General features: G+C 39.5%; 23 protein-coding genes and 3 pseudogenes. 17 read left to right on the top strand and 9 right to left on the bottom strand.

Features of this window, described 5'->3' with window-relative positions:
• Position 1: 1 nt before the first annotated feature.
• From HPSH112_RS06245 to secG, 8 genes are all read right to left on the bottom strand, one after another.
• A complete protein-coding gene (locus HPSH112_RS06245) occupies positions 2–799 on the bottom strand; it encodes an NADH-quinone oxidoreductase subunit C (protein WP_014662013.1) in 798 nt (265 codons plus the stop codon).
• Entirely contained in the window at positions 799–1,278 is a 480-nt protein-coding gene (locus HPSH112_RS06240) for a NuoB/complex I 20 kDa subunit family protein (protein ID WP_001183511.1), read from the bottom strand. The genes HPSH112_RS06245 and HPSH112_RS06240 overlap by 1 nt, the downstream gene beginning before the upstream one ends.
• The gene (locus HPSH112_RS06235) at positions 1,278–1,679 is read right to left on the bottom strand and encodes an NAD(P)H-quinone oxidoreductase subunit 3 (protein WP_001183543.1); all 402 of its coding nucleotides are present in this window, start codon (positions 1,677–1,679) and stop codon (positions 1,278–1,280) included. Before HPSH112_RS06235 ends, HPSH112_RS06240 begins: the two co-directional genes overlap by 1 nt.
• A gap of 101 nt (positions 1,680–1,780) precedes the next feature.
• Positions 1,781–2,470, bottom strand: coding sequence for an SIR2 family NAD-dependent protein deacylase (locus tag HPSH112_RS06230; RefSeq protein ID WP_000793901.1), 690 nt, complete (start codon positions 2,468–2,470; stop codon positions 1,781–1,783).
• Entirely contained in the window at positions 2,467–2,931 is a 465-nt protein-coding gene (locus HPSH112_RS06225) for an RDD family protein (RefSeq protein WP_000201706.1), read from the bottom strand. Before HPSH112_RS06225 ends, HPSH112_RS06230 begins: the two co-directional genes overlap by 4 nt.
• Positions 2,921–3,526: an orotate phosphoribosyltransferase gene (gene pyrE, locus HPSH112_RS06220; protein WP_000351540.1), complete on the bottom strand. Its 606-nt coding sequence runs from the start codon at positions 3,524–3,526 to the stop codon at positions 2,921–2,923. Before pyrE ends, HPSH112_RS06225 begins: the two co-directional genes overlap by 11 nt.
• Positions 3,527–3,529: 3 nt before the next feature.
• A complete protein-coding gene (gene frr / locus HPSH112_RS06215; protein ID WP_000938343.1) occupies positions 3,530–4,087 on the bottom strand; it encodes a ribosome recycling factor in 558 nt (185 codons plus the stop codon).
• A complete protein-coding gene (gene secG / locus HPSH112_RS06210; RefSeq protein ID WP_014662012.1) occupies positions 4,087–4,686 on the bottom strand; it encodes a preprotein translocase subunit SecG in 600 nt (199 codons plus the stop codon). The genes frr and secG overlap by 1 nt, the downstream gene beginning before the upstream one ends.
• Before the next feature lie 123 nt (positions 4,687–4,809).
• Here secG and HPSH112_RS06205 point away from each other — a divergent pair, with 123 nt between their 5' ends.
• The 16 genes and pseudogenes from HPSH112_RS06205 (at position 4,810) to HPSH112_RS09025 (ending at position 21,079) form a co-directional block, all read left to right on the top strand.
• On the top strand, positions 4,810–5,532 hold the full coding sequence (locus HPSH112_RS06205) for a methyltransferase domain-containing protein (RefSeq protein WP_000376758.1): 723 nt from the start codon (positions 4,810–4,812) through the stop codon (positions 5,530–5,532).
• A gap of 71 nt (positions 5,533–5,603) precedes the next feature.
• Positions 5,604–6,584 carry a tryptophan--tRNA ligase gene (trpS, locus tag HPSH112_RS06200; protein ID WP_000549090.1) on the top strand — a complete coding sequence of 327 codons (981 nt, stop codon included), beginning with the start codon at positions 5,604–5,606 and terminating at the stop codon, positions 6,582–6,584.
• Entirely contained in the window at positions 6,585–8,372 is a 1,788-nt protein-coding gene (locus HPSH112_RS06195) for an extracellular solute-binding protein (protein ID WP_000231400.1), read from the top strand.
• A pseudogene (locus tag HPSH112_RS06190) lies at positions 8,369–8,953 on the top strand (ABC transporter permease subunit); the annotation flags it as partial. The gene HPSH112_RS06195 and the pseudogene HPSH112_RS06190, both read left to right, overlap by 4 nt.
• 72 nt (positions 8,954–9,025) lie before the next feature.
• The gene (locus HPSH112_RS06185) at positions 9,026–9,679 is read left to right on the top strand and encodes an IS607-like element IS607 family transposase (protein ID WP_001042542.1); all 654 of its coding nucleotides are present in this window, start codon (positions 9,026–9,028) and stop codon (positions 9,677–9,679) included.
• The gene (locus HPSH112_RS06180) at positions 9,654–10,913 is read left to right on the top strand and encodes an RNA-guided endonuclease InsQ/TnpB family protein (protein WP_001274344.1); all 1,260 of its coding nucleotides are present in this window, start codon (positions 9,654–9,656) and stop codon (positions 10,911–10,913) included. Before HPSH112_RS06185 ends, HPSH112_RS06180 begins: the two co-directional genes overlap by 26 nt.
• 52 nt (positions 10,914–10,965) lie before the next feature.
• Positions 10,966–11,442, top strand: a pseudogene (locus HPSH112_RS06175) (ABC transporter permease subunit); the annotation flags it as partial.
• Between the two features lie 8 nt (positions 11,443–11,450).
• A complete protein-coding gene (locus HPSH112_RS06170) occupies positions 11,451–12,041 on the top strand; it encodes an SH3 domain-containing protein (RefSeq protein ID WP_000846109.1) in 591 nt (196 codons plus the stop codon).
• 7 nt (positions 12,042–12,048) lie between these two features.
• Positions 12,049–12,840 (top strand): shikimate dehydrogenase, encoded by a 792-nt coding sequence (locus HPSH112_RS06165; protein ID WP_000769643.1) that lies wholly within the window; start codon positions 12,049–12,051, stop codon positions 12,838–12,840.
• Positions 12,840–14,774, top strand: a complete 1,935-nt coding sequence (locus HPSH112_RS06160; RefSeq protein WP_001161290.1) for an RNB domain-containing ribonuclease — start codon at positions 12,840–12,842, stop codon at positions 14,772–14,774. Before HPSH112_RS06165 ends, HPSH112_RS06160 begins: the two co-directional genes overlap by 1 nt.
• Entirely contained in the window at positions 14,764–15,786 is a 1,023-nt protein-coding gene (holA, locus tag HPSH112_RS06155) for a DNA polymerase III subunit delta (RefSeq protein ID WP_000285901.1), read from the top strand. The genes HPSH112_RS06160 and holA overlap by 11 nt, the downstream gene beginning before the upstream one ends.
• Before the next feature lie 142 nt (positions 15,787–15,928).
• Entirely contained in the window at positions 15,929–16,357 is a 429-nt protein-coding gene (rpsF, locus tag HPSH112_RS06150) for a 30S ribosomal protein S6 (RefSeq protein ID WP_001216697.1), read from the top strand.
• Positions 16,358–16,366: 9 nt separating this feature from the next.
• Complete coding sequence (locus HPSH112_RS06145) at positions 16,367–16,912, top strand: single-stranded DNA-binding protein (RefSeq protein WP_000482455.1); 546 nt, start codon at positions 16,367–16,369, stop codon at positions 16,910–16,912.
• A gap of 22 nt (positions 16,913–16,934) precedes the next feature.
• On the top strand, positions 16,935–17,192 hold the full coding sequence (rpsR, locus tag HPSH112_RS06140) for a 30S ribosomal protein S18 (protein WP_000440196.1): 258 nt from the start codon (positions 16,935–16,937) through the stop codon (positions 17,190–17,192).
• A 569-nt stretch (positions 17,193–17,761) separates the two neighbouring features.
• A pseudogene (locus tag HPSH112_RS08625) lies at positions 17,762–18,652 on the top strand (SabA family sialic acid-binding adhesin); the annotation flags it as partial.
• A gap of 111 nt (positions 18,653–18,763) precedes the next feature.
• Complete coding sequence (locus HPSH112_RS09025) at positions 18,764–21,079, top strand: SabA family sialic acid-binding adhesin (RefSeq protein WP_411155633.1); 2,316 nt, start codon at positions 18,764–18,766, stop codon at positions 21,077–21,079.
• Between the two features lie 553 nt (positions 21,080–21,632).
• On the opposite strand, the gene HPSH112_RS06125 is transcribed toward HPSH112_RS09025, so the two are convergent.
• Positions 21,633–21,863, bottom strand: coding sequence for a YdcH family protein (locus tag HPSH112_RS06125; protein WP_000468330.1), 231 nt, complete (start codon positions 21,861–21,863; stop codon positions 21,633–21,635).
• 118 nt (positions 21,864–21,981) lie between these two features.
• Between HPSH112_RS06125 and alaS the strand changes: the two genes are divergently transcribed.
• The gene (gene alaS / locus HPSH112_RS06120) at positions 21,982–24,525 is read left to right on the top strand and encodes an alanine--tRNA ligase (RefSeq protein ID WP_000354700.1); all 2,544 of its coding nucleotides are present in this window, start codon (positions 21,982–21,984) and stop codon (positions 24,523–24,525) included.
• Position 24,526: the final 1 nt, after the last annotated feature.

Genomic DNA, 24,526 nt, shown 5'->3' with positions numbered 1-24,526 from the left:
TTTATAGCCTCTTTTTTAAGATAGTGGGGGCGATTTTGTGCAAATCTTTGACAAAAGGGATTTTCTTAAACGCATGCTTTTCTTCTGTTTCTTTTAATTCTTCGCCCTTGCCCTGTTCATAGCCAATTTTGGCGAAATTGAAAGTGTCTTTTTCATCCACCCTCGCGCTGTCTCGTTGTTCTTTACCCACCACTTCTCGGTATTCTTTACCAAAAATTTTATCCACTTCATACCATTGGGCGAATTCATCGCCTTTAAGCGGGTAAGAACGCAATAAAGGGTGGCCCACCCAATCATGCGGCATGATAAGGCGTTTCAAATAGGGGTGTTTGTCAAACGCAATACCAAGCATGTCATACGCTTCCCTCTCGCTCCAATTAGCCGATCGGTATAAAAAACTCAAAGAATCCACGCTTTCATTAGGCAACAGAATGCATTTCACGCGCACCCTACGGCGGTTCTTGCAACTATCGCTAAAACCCACAAATTGATAAAACAATTCAAAATGCCCTTTTTTAGCGCACAAATCTATCGCACTCATTTCGCTCAAACATTCATAACCCAAATGCCTTAAAGTCGTAGCGACAGAAAAAATATCGTCTTTTTTGATCCAAAACACAGCCGTGTTAGTTTCTATATATTTGTCTAAAATCTCATGTTTGTAAGAAAGGTGGTTGTAAATGACTTCATAAGCACTGCCCTCTAAATATTTTTTAGGGGTGGGTTCTATGATTTTATAGGGGTCATGCTGGCGCGATTGTTTTTGTACATCTTCATAGGGGGATTGTTTTCTTACCATCACACCAACCTTTTAGGAGCGTCTTGTTTGATCGCTTTAGAGCGTCTGATTTTATCTTGCAAAACCATAAGAGCGTATTGTAAAGTCTCTGGACGCGGCGCGCAACCGGGCAAATAAATATCCACAGGAACTACCCTATCCGCTCCTTGAACGGTCGCATAAGTGTTAAACATCCCGCCCGTGTTAGCGCAACTCCCCATAGAAATCACCCATTTAGGCTCAGGCATTTGATCATAAAGTCTGCGCATAAATTCGGCATGTTTTTTAGTGAGCGTGCCAGCGATGATCATCACATCAGATTGCCTAGGGCTAGCTCTAAAAATCGTGCCAAACCGGTCAAAATCAAACCTTGAACCCCCTGTCGCCATCATCTCAATCGCGCAACACGCCAAGCCGTAGGTCAAAGGCCAGAGCGAATTAGAACGCCCCCAATTCAATAATTTATCCAAAGTGCTTAGAACAACTGGTGCTTGTTGCATTATTTCACCTCTAATTTTTGCCAGCTCAAAGCGTTTCGCTTTAAAGCGTAAATAAAACCAATGGTTAAAAAGAAGACAAAGCCTAGCATTTCAACGAGTCCAAACAAGCCTAATTTTTTAAAACCAATCGCCCAAGGGAACATGAAAACGATTTCTACATCAAATAAAATAAAAAGCATGGCCATGATATAGAAATGATGGGACACTCTATTAGGCTGTTTGAGAGCCACAGGCCCGCATTCATAGGGAGCGAGCTTGAGCTTTTCACCCTTTTTTTGAGCCATTTTACGGCTTAAAAACCTTTGAATCCTCAAAGTCAAGTTAAACACCCAAAAGGTGAATACCAACAAAACAAAAACGCCAAAATAGGGGTGATTCAATGCTTCTGTGGCTTGTTGCATCAGACTCTCAAACTCCTTTAATTATTAGCAAATGACAAAGCCAATTAAACCATGTTTTTGCTAATCGTTAGCTGAAAAAATAAAAATTATTTTAACATCTCTTAAGAGGCCATTTCTATGAGTTTGGGCATTAAATCTTGCATGGCATGCACCGCGCTATCATTAATGCATTGGACATTCTGGGGCAAATGGGCGTTTTTAGCCTTAGGGTCAATGTAATAAATGAGAGCGTCTTTATGTGCATGCGTGTAGAGGCTAGCGGCGGGATAGACTTGCAAAGAAGTGCCAATGATGATTAAAAGATGCGCTTGTTTGACTAAAGAAATTGCTTCTTTAAGCAAAGGCACCGCTTCGCCAAACCACACAATATCAGGTCGTAATTGCGATTTGTCTTTGGCCAAGTCGCCTAAATTCAAGTCCTTTTCCCATCTATAAACCAAATTAGGATCTTTTTCGCTGCGAACGCTCAATAATTCCCCATGCAAGTGCAAAATGCGAGAAGAGCCCGCCCTTTCATGCAAATCATCTACATTTTGGGTGATGATATTAACTTGATAGTGTTTTTCCAATTCCGCTAAAGCCTCATGAGCCTTGTTAGGATAAACTTCAAAAAGCTGTCGGCGCCTTTGGTTGTAGAAATCCAACACCTTTTGCGGGTTCTTTTTCCAGCCATAAGGCGAGGCAACTTCCATGATGTCATGCCCTTCCCACAAGCCATCAGCGTCTCTAAAGGTTTTAATCCCGCTTTCTGCTGAAATGCCAGCCCCGCTTAGGATCACTAAATTTTTCATGTTTCCTCCTTGATGGTTTCAATATGAGTGCCGCTGAGTTTGTCATGCAAAAAAAACTTAAAAATAAAAGGCGTAACAAACCCTATGAGTAACCCCATGCTCAACACCCACAAAACAAACCGCCACAAAGCTAAAAAAAAGCCCACTTCTTTGCGATTGTTTTTGACTAATTTAAACTGAGCGTAACGCATGCCAGGGCTTTGGGATTTAAAAGCGATAAAAAAGCTGTGCGTTAGGGCGTAAAAAAGCAAGCATAAAAAAATCGCGCTCTGGTTTTCCCTAAAATCCTTCGCGCTCCCTAAAATCGCATAGGTCATTATGTAAAGCATGGGGGTATAAATCATAAAAATATCGGTGATAAAGGCCTTTAAGCGCAAAGAGAGATACAGCCCTTTTAAAGGGCTTTCTAACGCTTGCTTTTTTTCTGGAATTTTATTTTTTTTGGTTTTTTTAGTTGCCACGACTTCCTGGCTTTATAGCAACGCTAGTAGCGCACAAAGGGCAAGAGCTAGGCTTGTGCATGTCAAAAACAAAATCTTCTAAAGCAAACAAGGGCAAATGGCTAGGCAAACACGCACCCTCTTGGGCTTTTAAATGAGAATGAACGCGCTTGCAAATGCCCCGATTAGCTAAAGCGCCAAAAGCCACGATTTGAGCGCCCTTTTCTTCTAAAACTTTAGCGCATTCCATAGCGGATTTTCCCGTAGTGATAATGTCCTCACACACTAAAATTTTTTCGTTTTTTTTGACTTCAAAACCACGCCTTAACGCCATGGTATTATCCACCCTTTCAGTGAAAATAAAACGCACGCCCAAAGCCCTTGCAAGCTCATACCCAGCCAAGATCCCCCCAATAGCAGGCGAACACACGCATTCAATATTCAAATGGGCTTCTTGGATCTGTTTGGCCAATTCTTTGGCTAATTGTTCGGCTAGTTTGGGATCTTCTAAAACTTTAGCGGATTGCAAATAATAATTAGAATGAAACCCGCTACTGAGCAAGAAATGCCCCTCTAACAGCGCTTTAGCGTTTTGATAACATGCCTTAATATCCATGGTTTAGACCTTTAAAATCGCGTCTTCTTTGTTTTTCACGCTTTCATCAATTTGTTTAATGGCTTCATCGGTGATTTTTTGGATCTGCTCTTGGGCTTTTTTGCTTTCATCTTCGCTGATTTCTTTGTCTTTTTCTAATTTTTTTATCTTATTATTAGCGTCTTGGCGGATATTCCTTACAGCCACTTTAGCCTTTTCACCCATCGCTTTGGCGTCTTTTGCGATGAGTTTTCTTTGCTCGGTTGTCATGGGCGGGAAAAAAAGCTTGATCGTTTCGCCGTCGTTATTAGGATTCACGCCGATATTGGCTTCTTGAATGGATCTTTCAATTTCTTTGAGCAGGTTTTTTTCCCACGGGCTGATTTGAAGAGTGGTCGCATCTAAGCTCATTACGGATCCGACTTGATTTAATGCCGTGGGCGTGCCGTAATAATCCACTTTGATGTGATCTAAAATATTGACTGAAACTTTCGCGCTCCTTAGAGTGGAAAAATCCCTATTTAAAGCTTGAATGCTTTTTTGCATCAGATCTTTGGTTTCGTTATAAATGGCTTGTAACATTATTTTTCATCCTTTTTTTGGTTTGTATGGGCGTTGGTTTGCGTGTGCGTTTTAGGCTTTTGGTGGGCGGTTGGGGGCGTTTTTGCATTCTCTTTGGTTTTTTCAACGCCCTTTATATTATTCTCTTTATTCTCTTTTTTGGCATCATTTTTTTCATTCTGTTTGGGGCTTTCAACAAAAGGCGCTTTGGCTGGCTCTTTAGGAAGTTCGCTAGGCGTTTGTTTGGGCATTAAAGGGTTAGTGGGGGCTTGCTCTAAAGGGTTGAGTGTAGGGTTTAGTGTGGGATTGAGCGTTGGGTTAAGCGTGCCGGTGGCAGGGACTAAGGGTGAAAGCTCTTTGTTGGTTTTAGTTTCATCTAAAATGCTTTTGCCGTATTCTTTGTTGTAAAAATAGCCCAAAGCGATGGTATTAGCAACAAATAACAGCCCTAAAAACATGGTCAATTTCGCCATAAAGCTCGCAGGCCCTTTAGCGCCAAATAAAGACTCATTGCTCCCGCTATAAGCCCCTAAGCCGATGCTAGAACTTTTTTGCAACAAAACCACCACCACAATCAATACCGCTAAAACAATTTGTAAGCCTAACAGAGCGCTTGTCATAAACACTGATTCCTTAAATGCCTAAAATTTAGAAAAAATTACCCTTGATCTTATCTAAAATTTGCTAAGAATACACTAAAATTTAGTTTTAATTTCAAGCGTGGCGCGTTAAAGGCGGTGGTGTTGGACTCTTTTCATTCATTCAATCAGCATGCATTCAATAAGCATGCCAAAACTTATCATCTCTTTGCCCATATCCAACAGCAAATCGCTATCTGTCTTGTTCAATTTTTAAAACAAAAACATTACGCTAAAGTTTTGGATCTAGGATCAGGGAGTGGGGCTGTTTTTAACGCTTTAGAGCGGCAAAATATTTTGATTGAAGACTTTATCGCTTTGGATAATTCTATAAACATGCTCAAATTACACCCCACGCATTCTATTAACATTCAAAAAATCTCTTTAGAGCATGCGGATTTTGAAGAACATGTTTTTTGCGATTACGATCTGGTTGTGTCTTCTTCTTCTTTACAATGGGCAAGGGATTTAAAAAGCGTTTTAGAAAAAATCGCTCTTTTTAGTAAGGAGGTGGCTTTAGCTATCCATACGGATTTTAGTTTGCATGAAGTGCATGAATTTTTAGGCACGCCTTCGCCTTTAAGGGATCTCAAAACGATCAAATCCTTAATCAAAAACGCTTTTAAAAATTTTCAAATAGAATTGGAAAACAAGCGCTTCGTTCTTTATTTCAACCGCAAACAAGATGCTTTGAATTACCTTAAAAAATGCGGTCTTTTGGGGGGTTCAACGCTGAGTTTCAAGCAAAAAAAACATTTTTTTCAAAACATGGCGTTTGAAAAATTGAGCTATGAAGTGTTACTCTTTTCTGGGATCAAGCGTTCTTAAAAACTAAGATAAATTAAAATATTAAAATTAGGTGGTTACAATAAACGCTAAACTAATGAGCGAGAAACAACATGCACAAAAAACGAGTCTTTTCAGGCATCCAACCTACCGGGCAAATCCATTTGGGCAACTATTTAGGAGCGATCAAGCATTGGGTAGAGGCGCAAGATGAATATGAAAACCTTTTTTGCGTCGTCAATTCGCATGCGATTACTTTGCCCATAGATCCGGCATTTTTAAAATCCCAAAGCTATGAGCTGGTCAAATTGCTTTTAGCTTGCGGGATTAATCCTAAGCAATCGGGGTTATTCATTCAAAGTGAAATTGATGAGCACCCGGCTTTAGCATGGCTATTAAATTGCCAGGTGTCTATGGGGGAAATGCAAAGAATGACGCAATTCAAAGACAAGTCTTTAAAAAACCCTAAAAGCGTGAATGTGGGGCTTTTCAATTACCCTATTTTAATGGCGTCAGATATTTTATTATACCAAAGCGATTTAGTGCCAGTGGGCGAAGATCAAAAACAGCATTTAGAGCTCACGCGAAATATTGCAGAAAAATTTAACAGGGATTTTGGGAGTTGCTTTAAAGTACCAGAGCCTTTGATCGCTAAAGTGGGGGCAAGGGTTATGGGGCTAGATGATCCAAAAGTGAAGATGAGTAAATCGCATCAAGGGGCTAACCATGCGATTTTTCTTTTAGATGAGCCGGACATTATTGTAAGAAAAATCAAAAAAGCGGCCACTGATTCTATGGGCGTTATTGCATTTGATGAAAAAAGAGAGGGCGTTTTTAACCTTTTAAATATCTACATGCTTTTAAGCAATGAAAGCCCAGAAAGCATAGAAGAGCGTTTCAAAAATAAGGGCTATGGGGATTTTAAAAAGGAATTGGCTGAAGTGGTGATCCAGGCTTTAAAACCCATCCAAGAAAGATACAAAGAAATCAGCGATGATGAAGTAAAAGCCGTTTTAAATAGCGGCGCTAAAAAAGCCAAGCCTTTAGCGCAAGCGACTTACCAAAAGGCTAAAGAATTGATGGGGTTGGTTTGAGTGGTCTTTAAAATTTTAAGCTTATGGTTAGGGGTGTTTTGTTTCCTTAAGGCTACGCCTTATTTATACTTGGGCGAAGAGCCTAAATATAAAGACAATTTCACGCATTTTGAATACGCTAACCCTAACGCTAGAAAAGGCGGTGTTTTAAGGAATGACGCTATAGGGACTTTTGATAGCCTTAACCCTTTTGCGCTTAAAGGCACTAAAGCCGAAGGCTTGGATCTGATTTATGACACTTTAATGGTGCAAAGTTTGGACGAACCTTATGCCGAATACCCCTTGATCGCTAAAGACGCAGAAGTGGCTAAGGATAACAGCTATGTGATTTTTACCTTAGACAAAAGAGCGAGATTCAGCAATAACGCTCCCATCTTAGCGAGCGATGTGAAGTTTAGTTTTGATACGATAATGGAATTAGGATCGCCTATTTACAGGCAGTATTACCAAGATGTTAAAAAGGCGGTTATTTTAGACAAACACCATGTTAAATTCATTTTCAAAACCACTGAAAATAAAGAATTGCCTCTCATTTTAGGGCAGTTGCAAATCTTTTCCAAAAAAGCGTTTCAAAAGGATTATTTCACCAAAAACCCTTTACTCATTCCTGTTTCTAGCGGCCCTTATATGATCGCTTCTTTTGATGTGGGCAAGAAAATCACCTACCAAAGAAACCCTAATTATTGGGCGAGGAATTTGCCTAGCAGAAAGGGGCAATTCAATTTTGATGAGATCAAATTTGAGTATTATAAAGACGAAACCATTGCTTTACAGGCTTTTTTAAGCGGGGCGTATGATTGGCGCATTGAAAGCACGGCTAAGGTTTGGGCTAGGGGCTATGTGGGGAAAGCTATAGACAATAAAAAAATCACTAAATACCTAATAGCCCATAAAATGCCAAGCGGCATGCAAGGGTTTTTCTTCAACACGCGCCGGGAAATTTTTAAGGATAAAAGGGTGCGTGAAGCCTTATTTTATGCGTTTGATTTTGAATGGGCGAATAAAAATTTGTTTTTTTCGCAATACAAACGCACCACTAGTTTTTTCAGCAACTCTGTTTATGCGTCCCCTTCTCTTCCAAGCCCTGAAGAAAAAGTTCTGTTAGCCCCTTATGAAAAGAGTTTGGATGAAAGGGTTTTTAAAGAGCCTTATGTCGTGCCCAGAACCGATGGGGCTGATGTTTTGGGCTATAATTTGAGGGAAAATTTAAAATACGCTCAAAAGCTTTTAGAAAGCGCGGGCTTTTCTTACAAAAACATGCGTTTAGTGGATAAGAATAACAAGCCGTTTAGTTTCACTTTGCTTTTAAACAGCCCGGCCTTTGAAAGACTGGCTCTAGCTTTTGCTAAAAACTTAAGGGTGTTAGGGATTGAAATGAAAATCCAAAGAGTGGATTTAAGCCAGTATGTCAATCGGGTCAAAAGCTATGATTTTGACATGATTGTAGGGGTGATAGGCCAATCGTCTTTCCCGGGTAATGAGCAACGCTTTTATTTTGGCTCTTTGAGCGCTAAAGAAAAAGGCACAAGGAATTATGCGGGAATCTCTAGTAAAGCGGTAGATGATTTGATTGAAAAAATCATTAACGCTAAAGATTATAAGGAGCAACTAGCCGCCATTCAAGCGATGGATAGGGTGTTATTGTGGGGGTTTTATGTGATACCGCATTTTTATTTGCCTAATTACAGGATCGCAGCGTATAATTACATTGGCATGCCTGAAATCAGCCCTAGCTATGGATTTTCGCCGTATTTGTGGTGGGTAAAAAAAGAAAGGGGTCTTCAATGATTGCTTATATTCTTAAACGCTTGCTTTTGATTATCCCTACTTTATTGGCCATCATGACTATCAATTTCTTTCTGATCCAATCGGCCCCTGGAGGCCCTATAGAGCAGATGATGGCTAAAATCAATAACACGCAGTCCAAAGAAACCCAAGGCGTTGTTAAAGATCGCGCCTATAGGGGATCTCAAGGGTTGGAGAGCGATTTGTTAGAAAATTTAAAAAAACTCTATGGTTTTGACAAGCCCATAGGGGAGCGCTACCTTCTCATGCTTAAAAAATATGTGCAATTTGATTTTGGGGAGAGCTTTTATCGCCAGATTAAAGTGATAGATTTGATTAAGGAAAAATTGCCCGTATCCATTTCGTTAGGGCTTTTTAGCACGCTTTTGATTTATCTTATTTCTATCCCTTTAGGGATTTTCAAGGCCAAACGCAATAACGAGCCTTTAGATGTGCTAAGCAGCGTGGTGATCATTGTCGCTAACGCTATCCCGGCCTTTTTGTTTGCGGTGGTGTTGATCGTGTTTTTTGCTGGAGGGAATTATTGGCACTGGTTCCCTTTAAAGGGGTTACAAACAGAAACTAAAATCCTATAATAACCTATAAAATACTATAATTTTTGTATAGGTTATTAAGTTTTGTGTTATACTGCTTGCATGAATAAAAGAATGCTATCAATCGGTCAAGCGAGTAAGCTTTTGGGTGTAACTATCCAAACCTTACGCAATTGGGATAAAAAAGATTTGTTAAAACCTGATGAACTCACTAAAGGCGGTGAAAGGCGTTACAAGTTAGAAAGTTTAAGGCGTATCAATAGAAACGCAGTCTTTAATCAAGATGAATTAAAAACAATAGCTTATGCTAGAGTAAGCTCGCATGACCAACAAGAGGATTTAATCAGACAAGTTCAAGTTTTAGAGCTTTATTGCGCTAGATGCGGCTTTAACTATGAAGTGATACAAGATTTAGGGAGTGGCATGAACTACTATAAAAAAGGCTTAACCAAGCTTTTAAACTTAATCTTAGACAATCAAGTCAAGCGCCTTGTATTAACGCATAAAGACAGATTATTACGCTTTGGAGCTGAATTGGTATTCAGTATTTGTGAAGCTAAAGAAGTAGAAGTGGTTATCATCAATAAGGGTGATGAGAATGTGAGGTTTGAAGAAGAATTAGCCAAAGATGTTTTAGAAATTATAACCGTCTTTAGCGCTAGATTGTATGGCTCTAGGTCTAAGAAAAACAAAAAACTCTTAGATGAAATGCAAGAAGTCATAACTAACAATGTCAGCTATCTCAATCACGCATAAAATCGCTTTAAAGCCTAATAACAAGCATATTACTTACTTTAAAAAAGCTTTTGGGTGCGCTAGGTTCGCTTATAATTGGGGGTTAGCTAAATGGAAAGAAAACTACCAACTGGGTATTAAAACTAACCATCTACAGCTTAAAAAAGAATTTAACGCTCTTAAAAAATCGCAATTTAATTTCGTTTATGAAGTAACTAAATACGCCACCCAACAGCCTTTTATCCACTTAAATCTAGCCTTTAATAAGTTTTTTAGGGATTTGAAAAAAGGTTTAGTGAGTTACCCTAAATTTAAAAAGAAAAGAGAGTTTCAAGGTTCTTTTTATATAGGGGGCGACCAAATTAAAATCATTCAAACAGCTAATACTGGTTATTTAAAAATACCTAACTTACCACCAATCAAACTCACTGAAAAACTAAGATTTCAAGGCAAAATCAATAACGCTACCATCACTCAAAAGGGCGATCATTTCTATGTTTCAATCTCTTGTGGTGTTGATGAGAGTGAATACAAACGAACCCATAAACTCCAAGAGAGTCATAATAAACTAGGGGTTGATATAGGGATTAAATCCTTTGTGAGTTTGTCTAATGGCTTAAATATCTATGCCCCTAAGCCCTTAGATAAGCTTACTAGAAAGCTTGTAAGAATTAGCAGACAACTGAGTAAAAAAATCCACCCAAAAACCAAAGGGGATAAAACCAAGAAATCTAATAATTACTTAAAGCATTCTAAAAAGCTTACCCACTTGCATGAAAAAATCGCTAACATCAGACTTGATTTTTTACACAAGCTCACAAGCTCTCTTATAAGACACTCAAACTCGTTTTGTTTAGAGAGTTTGAAAGTCAAAAACATGTTTAAAAATCACAGGTTGGCTAAATCTTTAAGCGATGTTTCTATGTCTGTGTTTAACACGCTATTAGAGTATAAAGCTAAATACTCTAATAAAGAAATTCTAAGAGCTGACACTTACTATCCAAGCTCTAAGACTTGTTCTAATTGTCAAAAGGTTAAACAAGATTTAAAACTTAAAGATAGGATTTATCAATGCCTAGAGTGTGGCTTTGAATTAGATAGAGATATAAACGCTGCTATCAATCTTTTAAAGCATTTAGTAGGTAGAGTTACTGCCGAATTTACGCCTATGGACTTGACAGCTCTGTTGAATGATTTATCCAAAAATCGTTTAGCAACTAGCAAGGTTGAACTAGGAATACAACAAAAACCCTAAATTAAGAGAATTTTATAGCTCTTTATAGGATTTTATAGGTTTGTAGTAACGGTTAGTGAGCGATAATTTTGAAAGTTTGAGTGCATTAGGCAAAATCAAGGATTATTTATGGCATATCACTTTGCCCGTTCTTTGCATTTCTTTAGGGGGTTTTGCAAGCCTTACGCTTTTAGTGAAAAACTCTTTTTTAGATGAAATGGGCAAACTCTATGTGGTGAGCGCTAAGGCTAAGGGCTGTTCAGTGGGGCGTATTTTTTATGCGCATGTGTTCCGCAATGCGATTTTATTAGTGGTGGCGGGTTTTCCGCAAGCTTTTTTGGGCATGTTTTTTAGCTCAAGCTTATTGATAGAAATTGTTTTTAGCCTGGATGGGTTAGGGCTTTTAGGGTATGAAAGCATTGTGAGTAGGGATTATCCTGTCGTGTTTGGTTCGCTTTATATTTTCACGCTTTTAGGTTTGGTAGCGAGTTTGATAAGCGATTTGCTCTGCGTGGTGATTGACCCTAGGATTGATTTTGAAAAGCGTTGAGGGTAGGAATGAAAACTGAAATGAAATATTCTTTAAAACTTTTTGTGCGGCCTTTTTTGGTGGTTTTAGGGTTCATGTTGTTGTATGCTTTAGCGCATGCTGCGCTTGGTTTTTATGCGAAAAAAGACAGCGCTTCAATAAGCCAGAATTTAGAAAAAACCGAGATAGAGCGTCAAAACAGCGTGCTTTTGCCTAAACAAGAAGAAGCCAACGCAACCACAACCGCTACAGAAGAAAACCCCACCAAAGATCCTCCTTTGCCTTCAGAAACACCCACGCAAAAACAAGAGATTAAACAAGAAACTAAACAAGAGCAAGAAAAAGAAAACGAACCCAAACAAAACAGCGCTTCACCCACTCAAAACAATCAAAAAACCCCCACAACCCCTACAATTGGAAAAAAACCTTTAGAGTATAAGGTCGCAGTCAGTGGCGTGAATGTGCGCGCTTTTCCTAGCACAAAAAGTAAAATCTTGGGATCGCTTGCAAAAGATAAAAGCGTGAAGGTTTTAGAAATCCAAAACGATTGGGCTAAAATTGAATTTTCTAACGAAACAAAGGGCTATGTGTTTTTAAAACTCTTAAAAAAGGCTGAATGAAAGAATAATGAAATTAAAATCTTTTGGGGTTTTTGGAAATCCCATTAAACATTCCAAATCGCCCTTAATCCATAACGCTTGTTTTTTGACTTTTCAAAAAAAATTAGGGTTTTTGGGGCATTACCACCCCATATTACTCCCTTTAGAAAGCCATATCAAAAACGAGTTTCTGCATTTGGGGCTTAGTGGGGCTAATGTAACCTTACCCTTTAAAGAAAGGGCGTTTCAAGTTTGCGATAAAATCAAAGGTATCGCGCTTGAATGCGCTTCAATCAATACGCTTGTTTTGGAAAATGATGAGCTTGTGGGTTACAATACCGACGCTTTAGGTTTCTGGCTCTCTTTGGGAGATGAGGGCTACCAGAGCGCTCTGATTTTAGGCTCTGGGGGGAGCGCTAAAGCCCTAGCGTGCGAATTAAAAAAACAAGGCTTGAAAGTGAGCGTGTTGAACCGCTCTGCTAGGGGATTGGATTTTTTCCAACGCCTAGGCTGTGATTGTTTTATAAAGCCTCCTAAGAGCGCTTTTGATTTGATCATTAACGCCACTTCAGCGAGTTTGAATAACGAATTGCCGTTAAATAAAGAGGTTTTGAAAGGGTATTTTAAAGAGACTAAGCTCGCTTATGATTTGGCGTATGGGTTTTTAACGCCCTTTTTGTCTTTAGCCAAAGAGCTAAAAATCCCCTTTCAAGACGGAAAAGACATGCTCATCTATCAAGCCTCTTTAAGTTTTGAAAAATTCAGCGCTTCTCAAGTCCCTTATCCAAAAGCGTTTGAAGTCATGCGAAGTGTTTTTTGATGCAAGGGTTTTTAAGAAGCCTGTTTTTTGGGGTTAAAAAGATCCCTAAACCATTCGCTCCTCTAATAGAAAAGGGCGTTTTAAAAGAAGCGCTTGGATGCAACAAGGAACGCTATTTTTTAAAAGAAGGCTTTGATATAGGCAGAATTGAGTGGGCAGAAAATAAGGCGTTTTTCATTTCTTTAGCGAAAAATTACCCTAAAGACCCTTTAATCAAAAACTTACCCCCATCTTTTAAAACAGACGCTTTGATTTTATGCAAAATAGAATGTTCTAAAAAACGCCCCATAGCCTTTTTTAAAGCCGCGCTTTTAAATGCAGAACATGCGATGATAGCTTACTTGGCTAAAAAAAATCACCAGATTGTGGCTATCCCTTTTAAAGAGTCTTTTAAAAAACCCATTCTTTTAAAGCACAGCCAAAGATCCTTATTGGAATTGCCTAGGCATTGCGTGGTAAAGATCGATCTTAAAAAGCGTGAAATCAGCGAAATTTTAGGGGCTTTAGAAGACCCTTTAATAGATGAAAACCTTTCTTTAAGCCTTTTTGACAGGATTAAGGATTTTTCAAAAGATTGTTTGGATTTAGCCCAACATTACGCGCAACTTAAAGCGAGCGATTTTAAAAATAGGATCAATTATTCTCACCTCCCTTTTATCACCATTGATCCTAAAGACGCTAAGGATTTTGACGATGCGATTTTTTATGATCAAGAAAAAAGGGTTTTGTTTGTGGCGGTTGCTGATGTGAGCGAATTTGTGCCGAAATATTCCAGTTTGGATAAAGAAGCTAGGGTTAGGGGCTTTAGCGTGTATTTCCCTAATAGCGTGTATCCCATGCTGCCTTTGAGTTTATCTCAAGGGGCATGCTCACTAAAAGCGTTTGAAAAACGCCTGGCTTTAGTGTATGAAATCCCTTTAGATAATTTGGAAAACGCCCGATTGTTTCAAGGCGTTATTGAAGTTAGGGCTAATTGCACCTATGAAGAAATCAACCATTTTTTAACCACCCAACAAAGCTCGTTAGATAACGACTTGCAACAAAGCCTTTTGGGGTTTTTAGAAATGGCTTTAAAGTTAAAAAAGGAGCGTTTAAAAAAGGGGTTTAATTTCAATTCGTTTGAAAACAAGCTGTATTTAAATAAAGAAGGGCGTATAGAAAAAATTGAAACGCAAACAGAAAGCAACGCGCACACCCTTATAGAAGAAGCCATGCTATTGGCCAACCAATCTAGCGCGAATTTATTGGATAAGCATTTTCAAAATAAGGGGATATACCGCACCCATAAAGAGCCAAGTTTGGAGCAGCAAAAACGCCTCTACGACAAGCTTTTTGATTATGAGATCATGCGCCCTAAAAACATGGGCTTTTTCCCTTTTTTAGAGCATGCCTTAAAGATAGCCAAAGAAAAGAAGTTAGAAAGAGAAGTTTCGCGCTTAATCATTAAATCTCAAAATTTAGCCCTTTATAGCCCCATGCAAGAAAGCCATTTTGGTTTGGGGTTTATTAGCTATACGCATTTCACTTCGCCCATTAGACGATACAGCGATTTAGCCTTACACAGGCTTTTAAAAGAATTGTTGTTTCATCAAGCTAAAGGCTGCTCGTATTTGTTAGAAGAAACGCCTGAATTGTGCGCTGAGTTGAACGCTTTACAAAAAAAGGCCGCTTTGATTGAAAGGGATTTTGTCAAACGCAAATTCGCCCGCTTAGCTTTAGAACTTTTAGAAAAAGAATTTTTGGGCGTTGTTTTGGAGGTTAAAGATTGGGTGGTGGTGGGGCTAAAAGAATTAATAGGGCTTAAAGTTTTAGTCAAAACGAACAAGGTTTTTAAGTCTTTAGAAAAGGTGCGCGTTAAAATCACGCATGCGGATTTGGTTTTAGGGCAAGTTTGGGGCGAAATCACAGAAAGGATTAAAGAGCATGTATCGTAAAGATTTGGACAATTATTTAAAACAACGACTCCCTAAAGCGGTGTTTTTGTATGGGGAGTTTGATTTTTTTATCCATTATTACATTCAAACGATTAGCTCGCTTTTTAAATGCGATAACCCTGACACAGAAACTTCGTTTTTTTATGCGAGCGATTATGAAAAAAGCCAGATTGCGACCCTTTTAGAGCAGGATTCTTTATTTGGAGGGAGCAGTTTAGTCATTTTAAAACTGGATTTTGCGCTGCATAAGAAATTTAAGGAAAATGACATCAATCTTTTTTTAAAAGCTTTAGAGCGGCCTAGCCATAACAGGCTTATCATAGGGCTTTATAATTCTAAAAGCGACACCACAAAATACAAATACACTAGCGAAATTATCGTTAAACTTTTCCAAAAAAGCCCCTTGAAAGATGAAGCAATCCATGCGCGCTTTTTTATCCCTAAAGCGTGGGAGAGTTTGAAATTCTTACAAGAAAGGGCTAATTCTTTACATTTAGACATCAGCAGTCATCTTTTAAACGCTCTTTTTGAAACCAATAACGAAGATTTAAGCATTTCGTTTAACGATTTAGACAAGCTAGCGATTTTAAACGCGCCCATCACTTTAGAAGACATTCAAGAATTAAGCTCCAATGCGGGGGATATGGATTTACAAAAGCTCATTTTAGGGCTTTTTTTAAAAAAAAGTGCGCTTGATATTTATGATTATTTGTTAAAAGAGGGCAAAAAAGATGCGGATATTTTAAGGGGGTTAGAGCGCTATTTTTACCAGCTTTTTTTATTTTTCGCTCATATTAAAACGAGCGGTTTAATGGATGCTAAAGAGGTTTTAGGCTACGCTCCCCCTAAAGAGATTGCCCAAAATTACGCTAAAAACGCCCTGCGTTTGAAAGAAACCGGCTATAAAAGGGTTTTTGAAATTTTTAGGTTATGGCACATTCAAAGCATGCAAGGGCAAAAGGAATTGGGTTTTTTGTATTTGACCCCCATTCAAAAAATCATCAACCCTTGAAAAATGAACTGGTTTTGAGCTTTAATATTCCAATAAAACTCAATTTAATCCAAAAACAAGCGAAAGCAAGGTATAATCAAAAGTTTTTTAGACCTTGCTCTTTTTTAGTAAAAAAAGGGCTATACAACCACAAGGAGAATGGATGAGGCATTATGAAACGATGTTTATTCTCAAACCTACTTTAGTAGAAGAAGAGATTAAATCCAAAATTGAGTTTTATAAAGAAGTGATCACTAAGCATCACGGCGTGATTGAAACGAGCCTGGATATGGGCATGCGTAATCTGGCTTATGAAATCAAAAAGCACAAAAGAGGCTATTATTATGTGGCGTATTTCAAAGCAGAGCCGTCAATGATCTTAGAGCTTGAACGATTGTATCGCATCAATGAAGATGTGTTGCGTTTCATTGTGATCAAATACGAAAGCAAAAAAGAAGTAGAAGCGTGGCATGCGTTAGTGGATAGGGCTAATAAAAAGCCATCACACGCCAAAGAAAAACACGAAAAAACCGAACACACGCATTCCCACCACTTAGAGGAAGCAGAAAGCGTAGGATCTCATAGCGAATAAGGGCTTATCATGTTTAATAAAGTGATTATGGTAGGGCGTTTGACCAGGAATGTGGAGTTGAAATATTTGCCTAGCGGTTCGGCTGCGGCTACAATAGGTTTAGCCACAAGCAGGCGTTTTAAAAAACAAGACGGCACGCTAGGTGAAGAAGTGTGCTTCATAGATGCGCGTTTGTTTGGGCGAACGGCTGAAATCGCTAACCAGTATTTAAGCAAGGGTTCAAGCGTTTTGATAGAAGGGCGTTTGACTTATGAGAGCTGGATGGATCAAACGGGCAAAAAAAATTCCCGCCACACCATCACAGCAGACTCGTTGCAATTTATGGATAAAAAGTCAGACAATCCCCAAGCAAACGCTATGCAAGATAGCGTAATGCATGAGAATTTCAACAACGCTTATCCCGCTAATCATAACGCTCCTAGCCAAGATCCTTTCAACCAAGCCCAAAGTTATGCACAAAACGCTTACGCTAAAGAGAATTCACAAGCACAGCCGTCCAAGTATCAAAACAGCGTGCCTGAAATCAATATTGATGAAGAAGAAATCCCCTTTTAAGGGTTAAAATTAAGGAGAAATTATGGAAAGAAAACGCTATTCAAAACGCTATTGCAAATACACTGAAGCTAAAATCAGCTTTATTGACTATAAAGATTTAGACATGCTCAAGCACACGCTATCAGAGCGCTATAAAATCATGCCAAGGAGATTGACAGGCAATAGCAAAAAGTGGCAAGAGAGGGTGGAAGTAGCGATCAAAAGAGCCCGCCACATGGCTTTAATCCCCTACATTGTGGATAGGAAAAAAGTCGTGGATAGCCCTTTTAAACAGCACTAAATGTTTGATTAGGGCTAATAGGGGGCATGCCCCCCCTTTAATCTTATTTAATCTTATTTAATCTTATTTAATCTTATTTAATCTTATTTAATCTTATTTAATCTTATTTAATCTTATTTAATCTTATTTAATCTTATTTAATCTTATTTAATCTTATTTAATCTTATTTAATCTTATTTAATCTTATTTAATCTTATTTAATCTTGGCTTGGCTTTTATGGAGCGCTAGCGGTAAAAACGATAAAATCCCCTTTTAAACCACCCAAGAAAAAATCCCAAATGTCTTTAGCGTTTGATCACTTCACGACAAAATGAAAAAACTTGATTTTAGCGGTGATTTCTTAAGCATTATTAGGGGGTTAGTGGGAATGTTTCCAAAATACCCCAAAAAACCTTTTTTTTGAAACAACAAAACGCCAAATTAGCGCAAAAATCTTCTCAATTCATGCTATATTAACGAAATCTTGTGATAGGATTTCACGCTCTTAACAAGACTCACCCAACCATTTAATTTTAAGGAAAACGCATGAAAAAAACCCTTTTACTCTCTCTCTCTCTCTCTCTCGTTTTTGCTCCACGCTGAAGATGATGGCTTTTTTATAAGCACAGGTTATCAAATCGGTGAGGCTCTCCAAAAGGTTAAAAACACAGGAGAAATACAAAAACTTTCGGATAAGTATGAAAACTTGAGTAACTTTTTCAACTTCGCAGCCAATAACACAAACGCTCTCGCAGGTAACTTCGCAGCCAATAACACGCTAACTACTGAAAGTATCAACACGGCGGTTTCTAGTTTAAATAAAAGCGCCAAAGAACTAGCCACTAGCACTTCTTCTCCAGCGTATCAGGCCGTGGCTCTAGCACTCAGTTCTGCGGTGGGGCTATGGCAAACCATAGGCTATACGATTCCATGTGGTCCTGGTAAAGACGCCAATGGAAGCGATCAGACATTTGATAACACGCCCACGCCAAACAAAAACACCACCACTTGCAACCAAACTCCAACAGGATCAAGTGGTTCAACAGGAGCAGGTAATCCTCTATCCAGCGCTGAATACGCCAAGATCAACGAGGCTTACCAAATCATCCAAGCGGCTTTTAAAGCAGGGATACCTGCTTTAGACAGCAAAGGGACAACGATAGAAGTAACCATAACAGGAGACACCATCACAGGAGGAACGACAACCCCCACAAAAACCACGCTAACAGCGACTAATGATGCACAAAGCCTTTTAACTCAAGCAAGCACCATTATCAATACCCTTACCACTCAATGCCCAAAAGAGAATCTTGGCAGTGGTGAGACATGGGGAGTGGATAAGAGCGGGAATGTGTGTCAAATTTTTAGCAATTCTTTTAGCGCTATCACAAACATGATAAACACCGCCCAACAAATCGTAACACAAACCCAACAGCTCAACACTAACCAACAAACCCTAGACAATTTCAACCCTGATGCTTCTAGCAATTTCACTTTTGCTCAAAACATGCTCAAAGACATCCAATCTCAAGAAGCGGTTATTAAATTAGTCAATGAAGTGATGAGCGATTTCAAAACCATCAATCCAACGATGCAGAGTGATTTGCAGGGATGTAACTCACCCAATGGCGTGATCAATTCCAACACTTGGGGGTCAGGCTGCGCGAATCTACAAGAGACTTTGAACTCTTTGGAAACATACAACGCTTCTTATAGCAACCAAATCAATCAGGCGCAAGCGGTTGCTAACAGCCTTTATGATAACTCTTTCAATTCTAAAAACCCTAATGTTATCAATTGGGCGATCAATCATTTAGATGGAGGCGCGAATAATTTGATCGGCGATACCAAAACTTCTCCGGCCTATCAAGCCGTGCTTTTAGCGATCAATGCGGCGGTGGGGTTTTGGAATGTCTTAGGCTATGCTACGCAATGCGGGGGTAATGGTAGTCAAAAAAGCACCTCTTCAACCACCATCTTCAACAACGAGCCAGGGTATCGATCCACTTCCATCACTTGCGGTTATAACAATCTAGTAATTGGAAACCAAGGCGTTATGAGCATTGATAACATGAAAAAGCTTAACGAAGCCTATCAAATCCTCCAAACGGCTTTAAAGAAAGGCTTGAGCGCACTCAATCAAAACGACGGGAAGGTTGATGTAACCTATACTTACACATGCTCAGGGGAAGGGAATAATAACTGCTTTATAAAATTAGCGGATGGTAAATACCTCGCACAAAATGGCGGAAGTGAAACCACCACCCAAACCATAGACGGCAAACAAGTGAGCACCACGATCAGTTCAAAAGTCGTTGATTCTAAAGAATCAGGTAATGCATCAGGGGTGTCCTACACCGAAATCACCAACGCATTGAACGGAGTGCCTGATAACGCTCAAGCGCTCTTAGCGCAAGCGAGCACACTCATCAACACCATCAACAGCGCATGCCCATGGTTTAGAGTGACTAATCAAAGTGGTGGCCCACAGATGAACCCGACTTCAGGGGGTTTGTGCGTTTTTAAAGATGAAATCAGTGCGATCCAAAAGATGATCGCAGACGCGCAAGAAATCGTTGCGCAAAGCAAAACCATTGCTGATACCCCACTAAAAGAGGTAACGCCAAATGATTTCAACCCCTATTCTTCTGCAAACACTCAATTGGCTCAAAACATGCTCGCTAACGCTAAAATGCAAGAGGAAATACTGAGTCTAGCCAATCAAGTGGGGCAAACCATTAACCCTAGCAATCTTAGCGGGAACTTCCAGTATTTTGTTGAAAAGTATTTAGCCACATGCGAGAACCCCTATGGTAATGGCATATACGGCACACCCCCAGGCACGGTTACTAAAAACACTTTCGCTTCCGGTTGCGCGTATGCAGCGCCCACTTTAAACGCCTTAAAAGAATATAACTCCCTTTATGGCAATCAAATCAGTCAGGCGCAAATTGTTGCTAACAACCTTTTGAAAGACATCCATGATGGCATGCCCCATTCGGGTAACTCAGGGAATAGTGGGAATGGCACAACAAATAAAAACCATACCGCTTCAAACACGCCCAATTCCCCACTACCGCCTCAAGGATCAACAAATCATCCAGGAAATACCCATAGCCCCACAAACTCAGGGAATAGTGGGAATGGCACAACGGATAAAAACCATACCGCTTCAAACACGCCCAATTCCCCACTATCACCTCAAGGGACAACAAATCATCCAGGAAATACCCATAGCCCCACAAACTCAGGGAATGGTGGGAATGGCACAACGGATAAAAACCATACCGCTTCAAACACGCCCAATTCCCCGTTTCAAGAACTCGGCCATAACCCTTTCAGACGCATTGGATTAATCAGCTCTCAAACCAATAACGGCGCGATGAATGGCGTTGGCGTGCAAGTGGGCTACAAGCAATTCTTTGGAGAGAAGAGAAGGTGGGGGTTAAGGTATTATGGCTTTTTTGATTACAACCATGCGTTTATCCGATCCAACTTCTTCAACTCCACTTCCAATGTCTTCACCTACGGCGTGGGGAGCGATGCGTTATTCAACTTCATCAATGACAAGGTCGCTAAAAACAGCAGACTCTCAGTAGGGCTCTTTGGGGGTATCGCCATAGCCGGCACTTCATGGCTTAATTCCCAATATGTGAATCTAAAAACCGTAAGCAATGTCTATAACGCTAAGATCAACACCGCTAATTTCCAATTCTTATTCAATTTAGGTTTGAGGATGAATCTTTCCAGAAACAAAAAGAAAGTTAGCGATCATGCCGCTCAGCATGGCATGGAACTAGGCGTGAAAATCCCCACCATTAACACGAATTACTATTCTTTCATGGGGGCGAAATTAGAATACAGGAGACTCTATAGCGTGTATTTGAATTATGTGTTCGCGTATTAAGCTTTTATGAAACTCCCTTTTTAAGGGATTTCTTTAAAGCTTTTCTTTTTAAAGTCTTTTTTTTAAAGCTTTTCTTTTTTGAATTCTCTTTTTTAAACCCTCTTTTTTTGGGGGGTTTGATCTTTTTCTTTTCACTGATCCCCACTACTTTCGCTTTTTAACTTTTAAGTTTTATTTTTTGGGAGGGTTTGATGAAAAATCCTTTTTAGCCTTTTAGTTAGTGGAAAAGCGGTAATTTTTAAAAGGTGCTATTTTATAGGGGGGTTTAGTGGGGTTAAAAAGGAGAGAATGATTTCAAAGCACTTTCTGTATTCTCAAGAAAATAAAACTTTAAGAAAATGAGTTTTATAAGTATAAGAAAATGAGTTTTACAATAGAACGAAGCTAAAACGATAAAACAGAGTTTAAAAACCCATTTTTTAAAAAGAATATCAAAATTGAAAACAACCTAACGCTTTAATCCAAAATCAAAGCGTTAAATCTAACCAAGCGATAAAGCCAAAACACCCTTTTAAAAGGCGTCTTAGTGTGTTTTCACCAAGATGACCAAACCTTAAGCGCGTTCAGATTTTTGTTTTTCTCTATATTCTATGATCATGCTGTGGATTTCATCTTTTAATTTTAATTTTTGTTTTTTCATGTGGCTGACTTCAGCGTCGCTAGCGTTTTGTTGTTCAGCGGTTTTGATGTCATCATCAAGCTGGTTGTGTTTTTCAAAAATCTTATCAAAATGCGGATTATTCGCTTTTAACACGCTGATTTCGTCTCTAAATTCATGGAACATGGTTTTCTCCTTTAAGTTTGGATGTTTAAAGTATAATAAACTATCTTTTTAAAAAAACAACTTAAAAGAGTTATAAATAGCCTTAAAATGCGCGATAAAACAACAAAAAGGAATACCCATGGATATTCGCAACGAATTTTTACAATTTTTTCACAATAAGGGGCATGCCGTTTATCCTAGCATGCCTTTAGTGCCTAATGACGCTACCTTGCTTTTCACTAATGCCGGCATGGTGCAATTTAAAGATATTTTTACCGGGATTGTGCCACGCCCTAGCATCCCTAGAGCGACAAGTTCGCAATTGTGCATGCGAGCGGGTGGCAAGCATAACGATTTAGAAAATGTCGGTTATACCGCAAGACACCACACGCTTTTTGAAATGTTAGGGAATTTCTCTTTTGGGGATTATTTCAAAGAAGAAGCGATTTTGTTTGCGTGGGAATTTGTAACTAAGAATTTAGGGTTTAAGCCTAAAGATTTATATATCAGCGTGCATGAAAAAGACGATGAGGCCGTTAAGCTATGGGAAAAGTTTGTGCCTTTTGACAGGATTAAAAAAATGGGCGATAAAGATAATTTCTGGCAAATGGGCGATAGCGGGCCTTGCGGGCCTTGCAGTGAAATCTACATTGATCAAGGCGAAAAACACTTTAAGGGGAGCGAGGATTATTTTGGGGGCGAGGGCGATAGGTTTTTAGAAATTTGGAATTTGGTGTTCATGCAATACGAACGCTCTAATGATGGCGTTTTGTCCCCCTTGCCAAAGCCTAGCATTGATACAGGCATGGGGTTAGAAAGGGTGCAAGCACTATTAGAACACAAGCTCAATAATTTTGATTCTTCATTATTTGCACCCTTAATGGAAGAAATCAGCGAGCTTACAAGCCTGGATTATGCGAGCGAATTCCAACCAAGCTTTAGGGTGATAGCCGATCACGCAAGGGCGGTAGCGTTTTTGCTCGCTCAAGGGGTGCATTTCAATAAGGAAGGCCGTGGCTATGTTTTAAGGCGCATTTTAAGGCGAGCCTTAAGGCATGGGTATTTAATGGGCTTGAAAGAAGCGTTTTTATACAAAGTCGTGGGCGTGGTGTGCGAACAATTTTCTAACACGCATGCGTATTTGAAAGAATCTAAAGAAATGGTAATGAAAGAATGCTTTGAAGAAGAAGAGCGCTTTTTAGAGACTTTGGAATCGGGCATGGAATTGTTTAACTTGTCTTTAGAGCATTTGAATGAAAATAAAATTTTTGATGGCAAGATCGCTTTCAAGCTTTATGACACTTTTGGTTTTCCTTTGGACTTAACGAACGACATGCTAAGAAGTCATGGGGCGTGCGTGGATATGCAAGGTTTTGAATCTTGCATGCAAGAGCAAGTGAAACGCTCTAAAGCTTCATGGAAAGGCAAACAAAACAACGCTGATTTTAGCACTATTTTAAACGCTTATGCGCCCAATGTTTTTGTGGGGTATGAAACGACAGAATGTTGTGCTAAAGCCTTAGGGTTTTTTGATAGCGATTTTAAAGAAATAACAGAGGCAAAGCCTAACCAAGAAGTCTGGGTCTTGCTAGAAAAAACCCCTTTTTACGCTGAGGGTGGGGGGGCTATAGGCGATAGGGGCGCGCTTTTAAAGGACGATGAAGAAGCGGCTATAGTGTTGGATACAAAAAACTTTTTTGGGCTTAATTTTTCGCTCCTTGAAATCAAAAAAGCGCTAAAAAAAGGCGATCAAGTGATCGCACAAGTGAGCGATGAGCGCTTAGAAATTGCTAAACACCATAGCGCGACGCATTTATTGCAGAGTGCTTTAAGAGAAGTTTTAGGCCCGCATGTGAGTCAAGCAGGGAGTTTAGTGGAATCCAAACGATTGCGTTTTGATTTCTCGCACCCTAAAGCGCTCAATGATGAAGAGTTAGAAAAAGTAGAAGATTCAGTTAATGCTCAAATCTTCAAGCACCTAAATAGCCAGGTGGAGCATATGCCCTTAAATCAGGCTAAAGATAAGGGAGCGTTAGCGTTATTTAGTGAAAAATACGCTGAAAATGTGCGGGTGGTGAGTTTTAAAGAAGCGTCCATTGAATTGTGTGGGGGCATTCATGTGGAAAATACCGGGCTGATTGGGGGGTTTAGGATTGTAAAAGAGAGCGGGGTGAGTAGTGGGGTCAGACGCATTGAAGCGGTGTGCGGGAAAGCCTTTTACCAACTGGCTAAAGAAGAGAATAAAGAGCTTAAAAACGCTAAGACTTTATTAAAAAATAATGATGTGATAGCCGGCATTAACAAGCTTAAAGAGAGCGTGAAAAACAGCCAAAAAGCCCCCGTTTCTGTGGATTTACCGGTTGAAAAAATCCATGGCGTGAATTTAGTGGTGGGCGTAGTGGAACAGGGCGACATTAAAGAAATGATTGACCGATTGAAAAATAAGCATGAAAGATTGCTCGCTATGGTGTTTAAAAAAGAAAATGAGCGAATAACTCTCGCATGCGGGGTGAAAAACGCGCCCATAAAAGCGAATGTGTGGGCTAATGAAGTGGCGCAAATTTTAGGGGGCAAAGGAGGCGGAAGAGGCGATTTTGCGAGCGCTGGAGGCAAGGATATTGAAAAATTGCAAGCCGCGCTCAATTTGGCGAAAAATACCGCTCTTAAAGCTTTAGAGGGATAGC

The organism is Helicobacter pylori Shi112, assembly GCF_000277405.1.
Taxonomy (GTDB): Bacteria; Campylobacterota; Campylobacteria; order Campylobacterales; family Helicobacteraceae; genus Helicobacter; species Helicobacter pylori_C.
The sequence above is the reverse complement of the archived record's forward strand: the minus strand, read 5'-3'. Positions and strand labels throughout refer to the sequence as shown.

Bases quoted from the DNA above. Each gene is read 5' to 3' on its own strand.
- HPSH112_RS06245 (WP_014662013.1), bottom strand. From the start codon at position 799: ATGGTAAGAAAACAATCCCCCTATGAAGATGTACAAAAACAATCGCGC.
- HPSH112_RS06240 (WP_001183511.1), bottom strand. From the start codon at position 1,278: ATGCAACAAGCACCAGTTGTTCTAAGCACTTTGGATAAATTATTGAAT.
- HPSH112_RS06235 (WP_001183543.1), bottom strand. From the start codon at position 1,679: ATGCAACAAGCCACAGAAGCATTGAATCACCCCTATTTTGGCGTTTTT.
- HPSH112_RS06230 (WP_000793901.1), bottom strand. From the start codon at position 2,470: ATGAAAAATTTAGTGATCCTAAGCGGGGCTGGCATTTCAGCAGAAAGC.
- pyrE (WP_000351540.1), bottom strand. From the start codon at position 3,526: ATGGATATTAAGGCATGTTATCAAAACGCTAAAGCGCTGTTAGAGGGG.
- frr (WP_000938343.1), bottom strand. From the start codon at position 4,087: ATGTTACAAGCCATTTATAACGAAACCAAAGATCTGATGCAAAAAAGC.
- secG (WP_014662012.1), bottom strand. From the start codon at position 4,686: ATGACAAGCGCTCTGTTAGGCTTACAAATTGTTTTAGCGGTATTGATT.
- trpS (WP_000549090.1), top strand. From the start codon at position 5,604: ATGCACAAAAAACGAGTCTTTTCAGGCATCCAACCTACCGGGCAAATC.
- HPSH112_RS06185 (WP_001042542.1), top strand. From the start codon at position 9,026: ATGAATAAAAGAATGCTATCAATCGGTCAAGCGAGTAAGCTTTTGGGT.
- HPSH112_RS06180 (WP_001274344.1), top strand. From the start codon at position 9,654: ATGTCAGCTATCTCAATCACGCATAAAATCGCTTTAAAGCCTAATAAC.
- HPSH112_RS06170 (WP_000846109.1), top strand. From the start codon at position 11,451: ATGAAAACTGAAATGAAATATTCTTTAAAACTTTTTGTGCGGCCTTTT.
- HPSH112_RS06165 (WP_000769643.1), top strand. From the start codon at position 12,049: ATGAAATTAAAATCTTTTGGGGTTTTTGGAAATCCCATTAAACATTCC.
- HPSH112_RS06160 (WP_001161290.1), top strand. From the start codon at position 12,840: ATGCAAGGGTTTTTAAGAAGCCTGTTTTTTGGGGTTAAAAAGATCCCT.
- holA (WP_000285901.1), top strand. From the start codon at position 14,764: ATGTATCGTAAAGATTTGGACAATTATTTAAAACAACGACTCCCTAAA.
- rpsF (WP_001216697.1), top strand. From the start codon at position 15,929: ATGAGGCATTATGAAACGATGTTTATTCTCAAACCTACTTTAGTAGAA.
- HPSH112_RS06145 (WP_000482455.1), top strand. From the start codon at position 16,367: ATGTTTAATAAAGTGATTATGGTAGGGCGTTTGACCAGGAATGTGGAG.
- rpsR (WP_000440196.1), top strand. From the start codon at position 16,935: ATGGAAAGAAAACGCTATTCAAAACGCTATTGCAAATACACTGAAGCT.
- HPSH112_RS09025 (WP_411155633.1), top strand. From the start codon at position 18,764: ATGCAGAGTGATTTGCAGGGATGTAACTCACCCAATGGCGTGATCAAT.
- HPSH112_RS06125 (WP_000468330.1), bottom strand. From the start codon at position 21,863: ATGTTCCATGAATTTAGAGACGAAATCAGCGTGTTAAAAGCGAATAAT.
- alaS (WP_000354700.1), top strand. From the start codon at position 21,982: ATGGATATTCGCAACGAATTTTTACAATTTTTTCACAATAAGGGGCAT.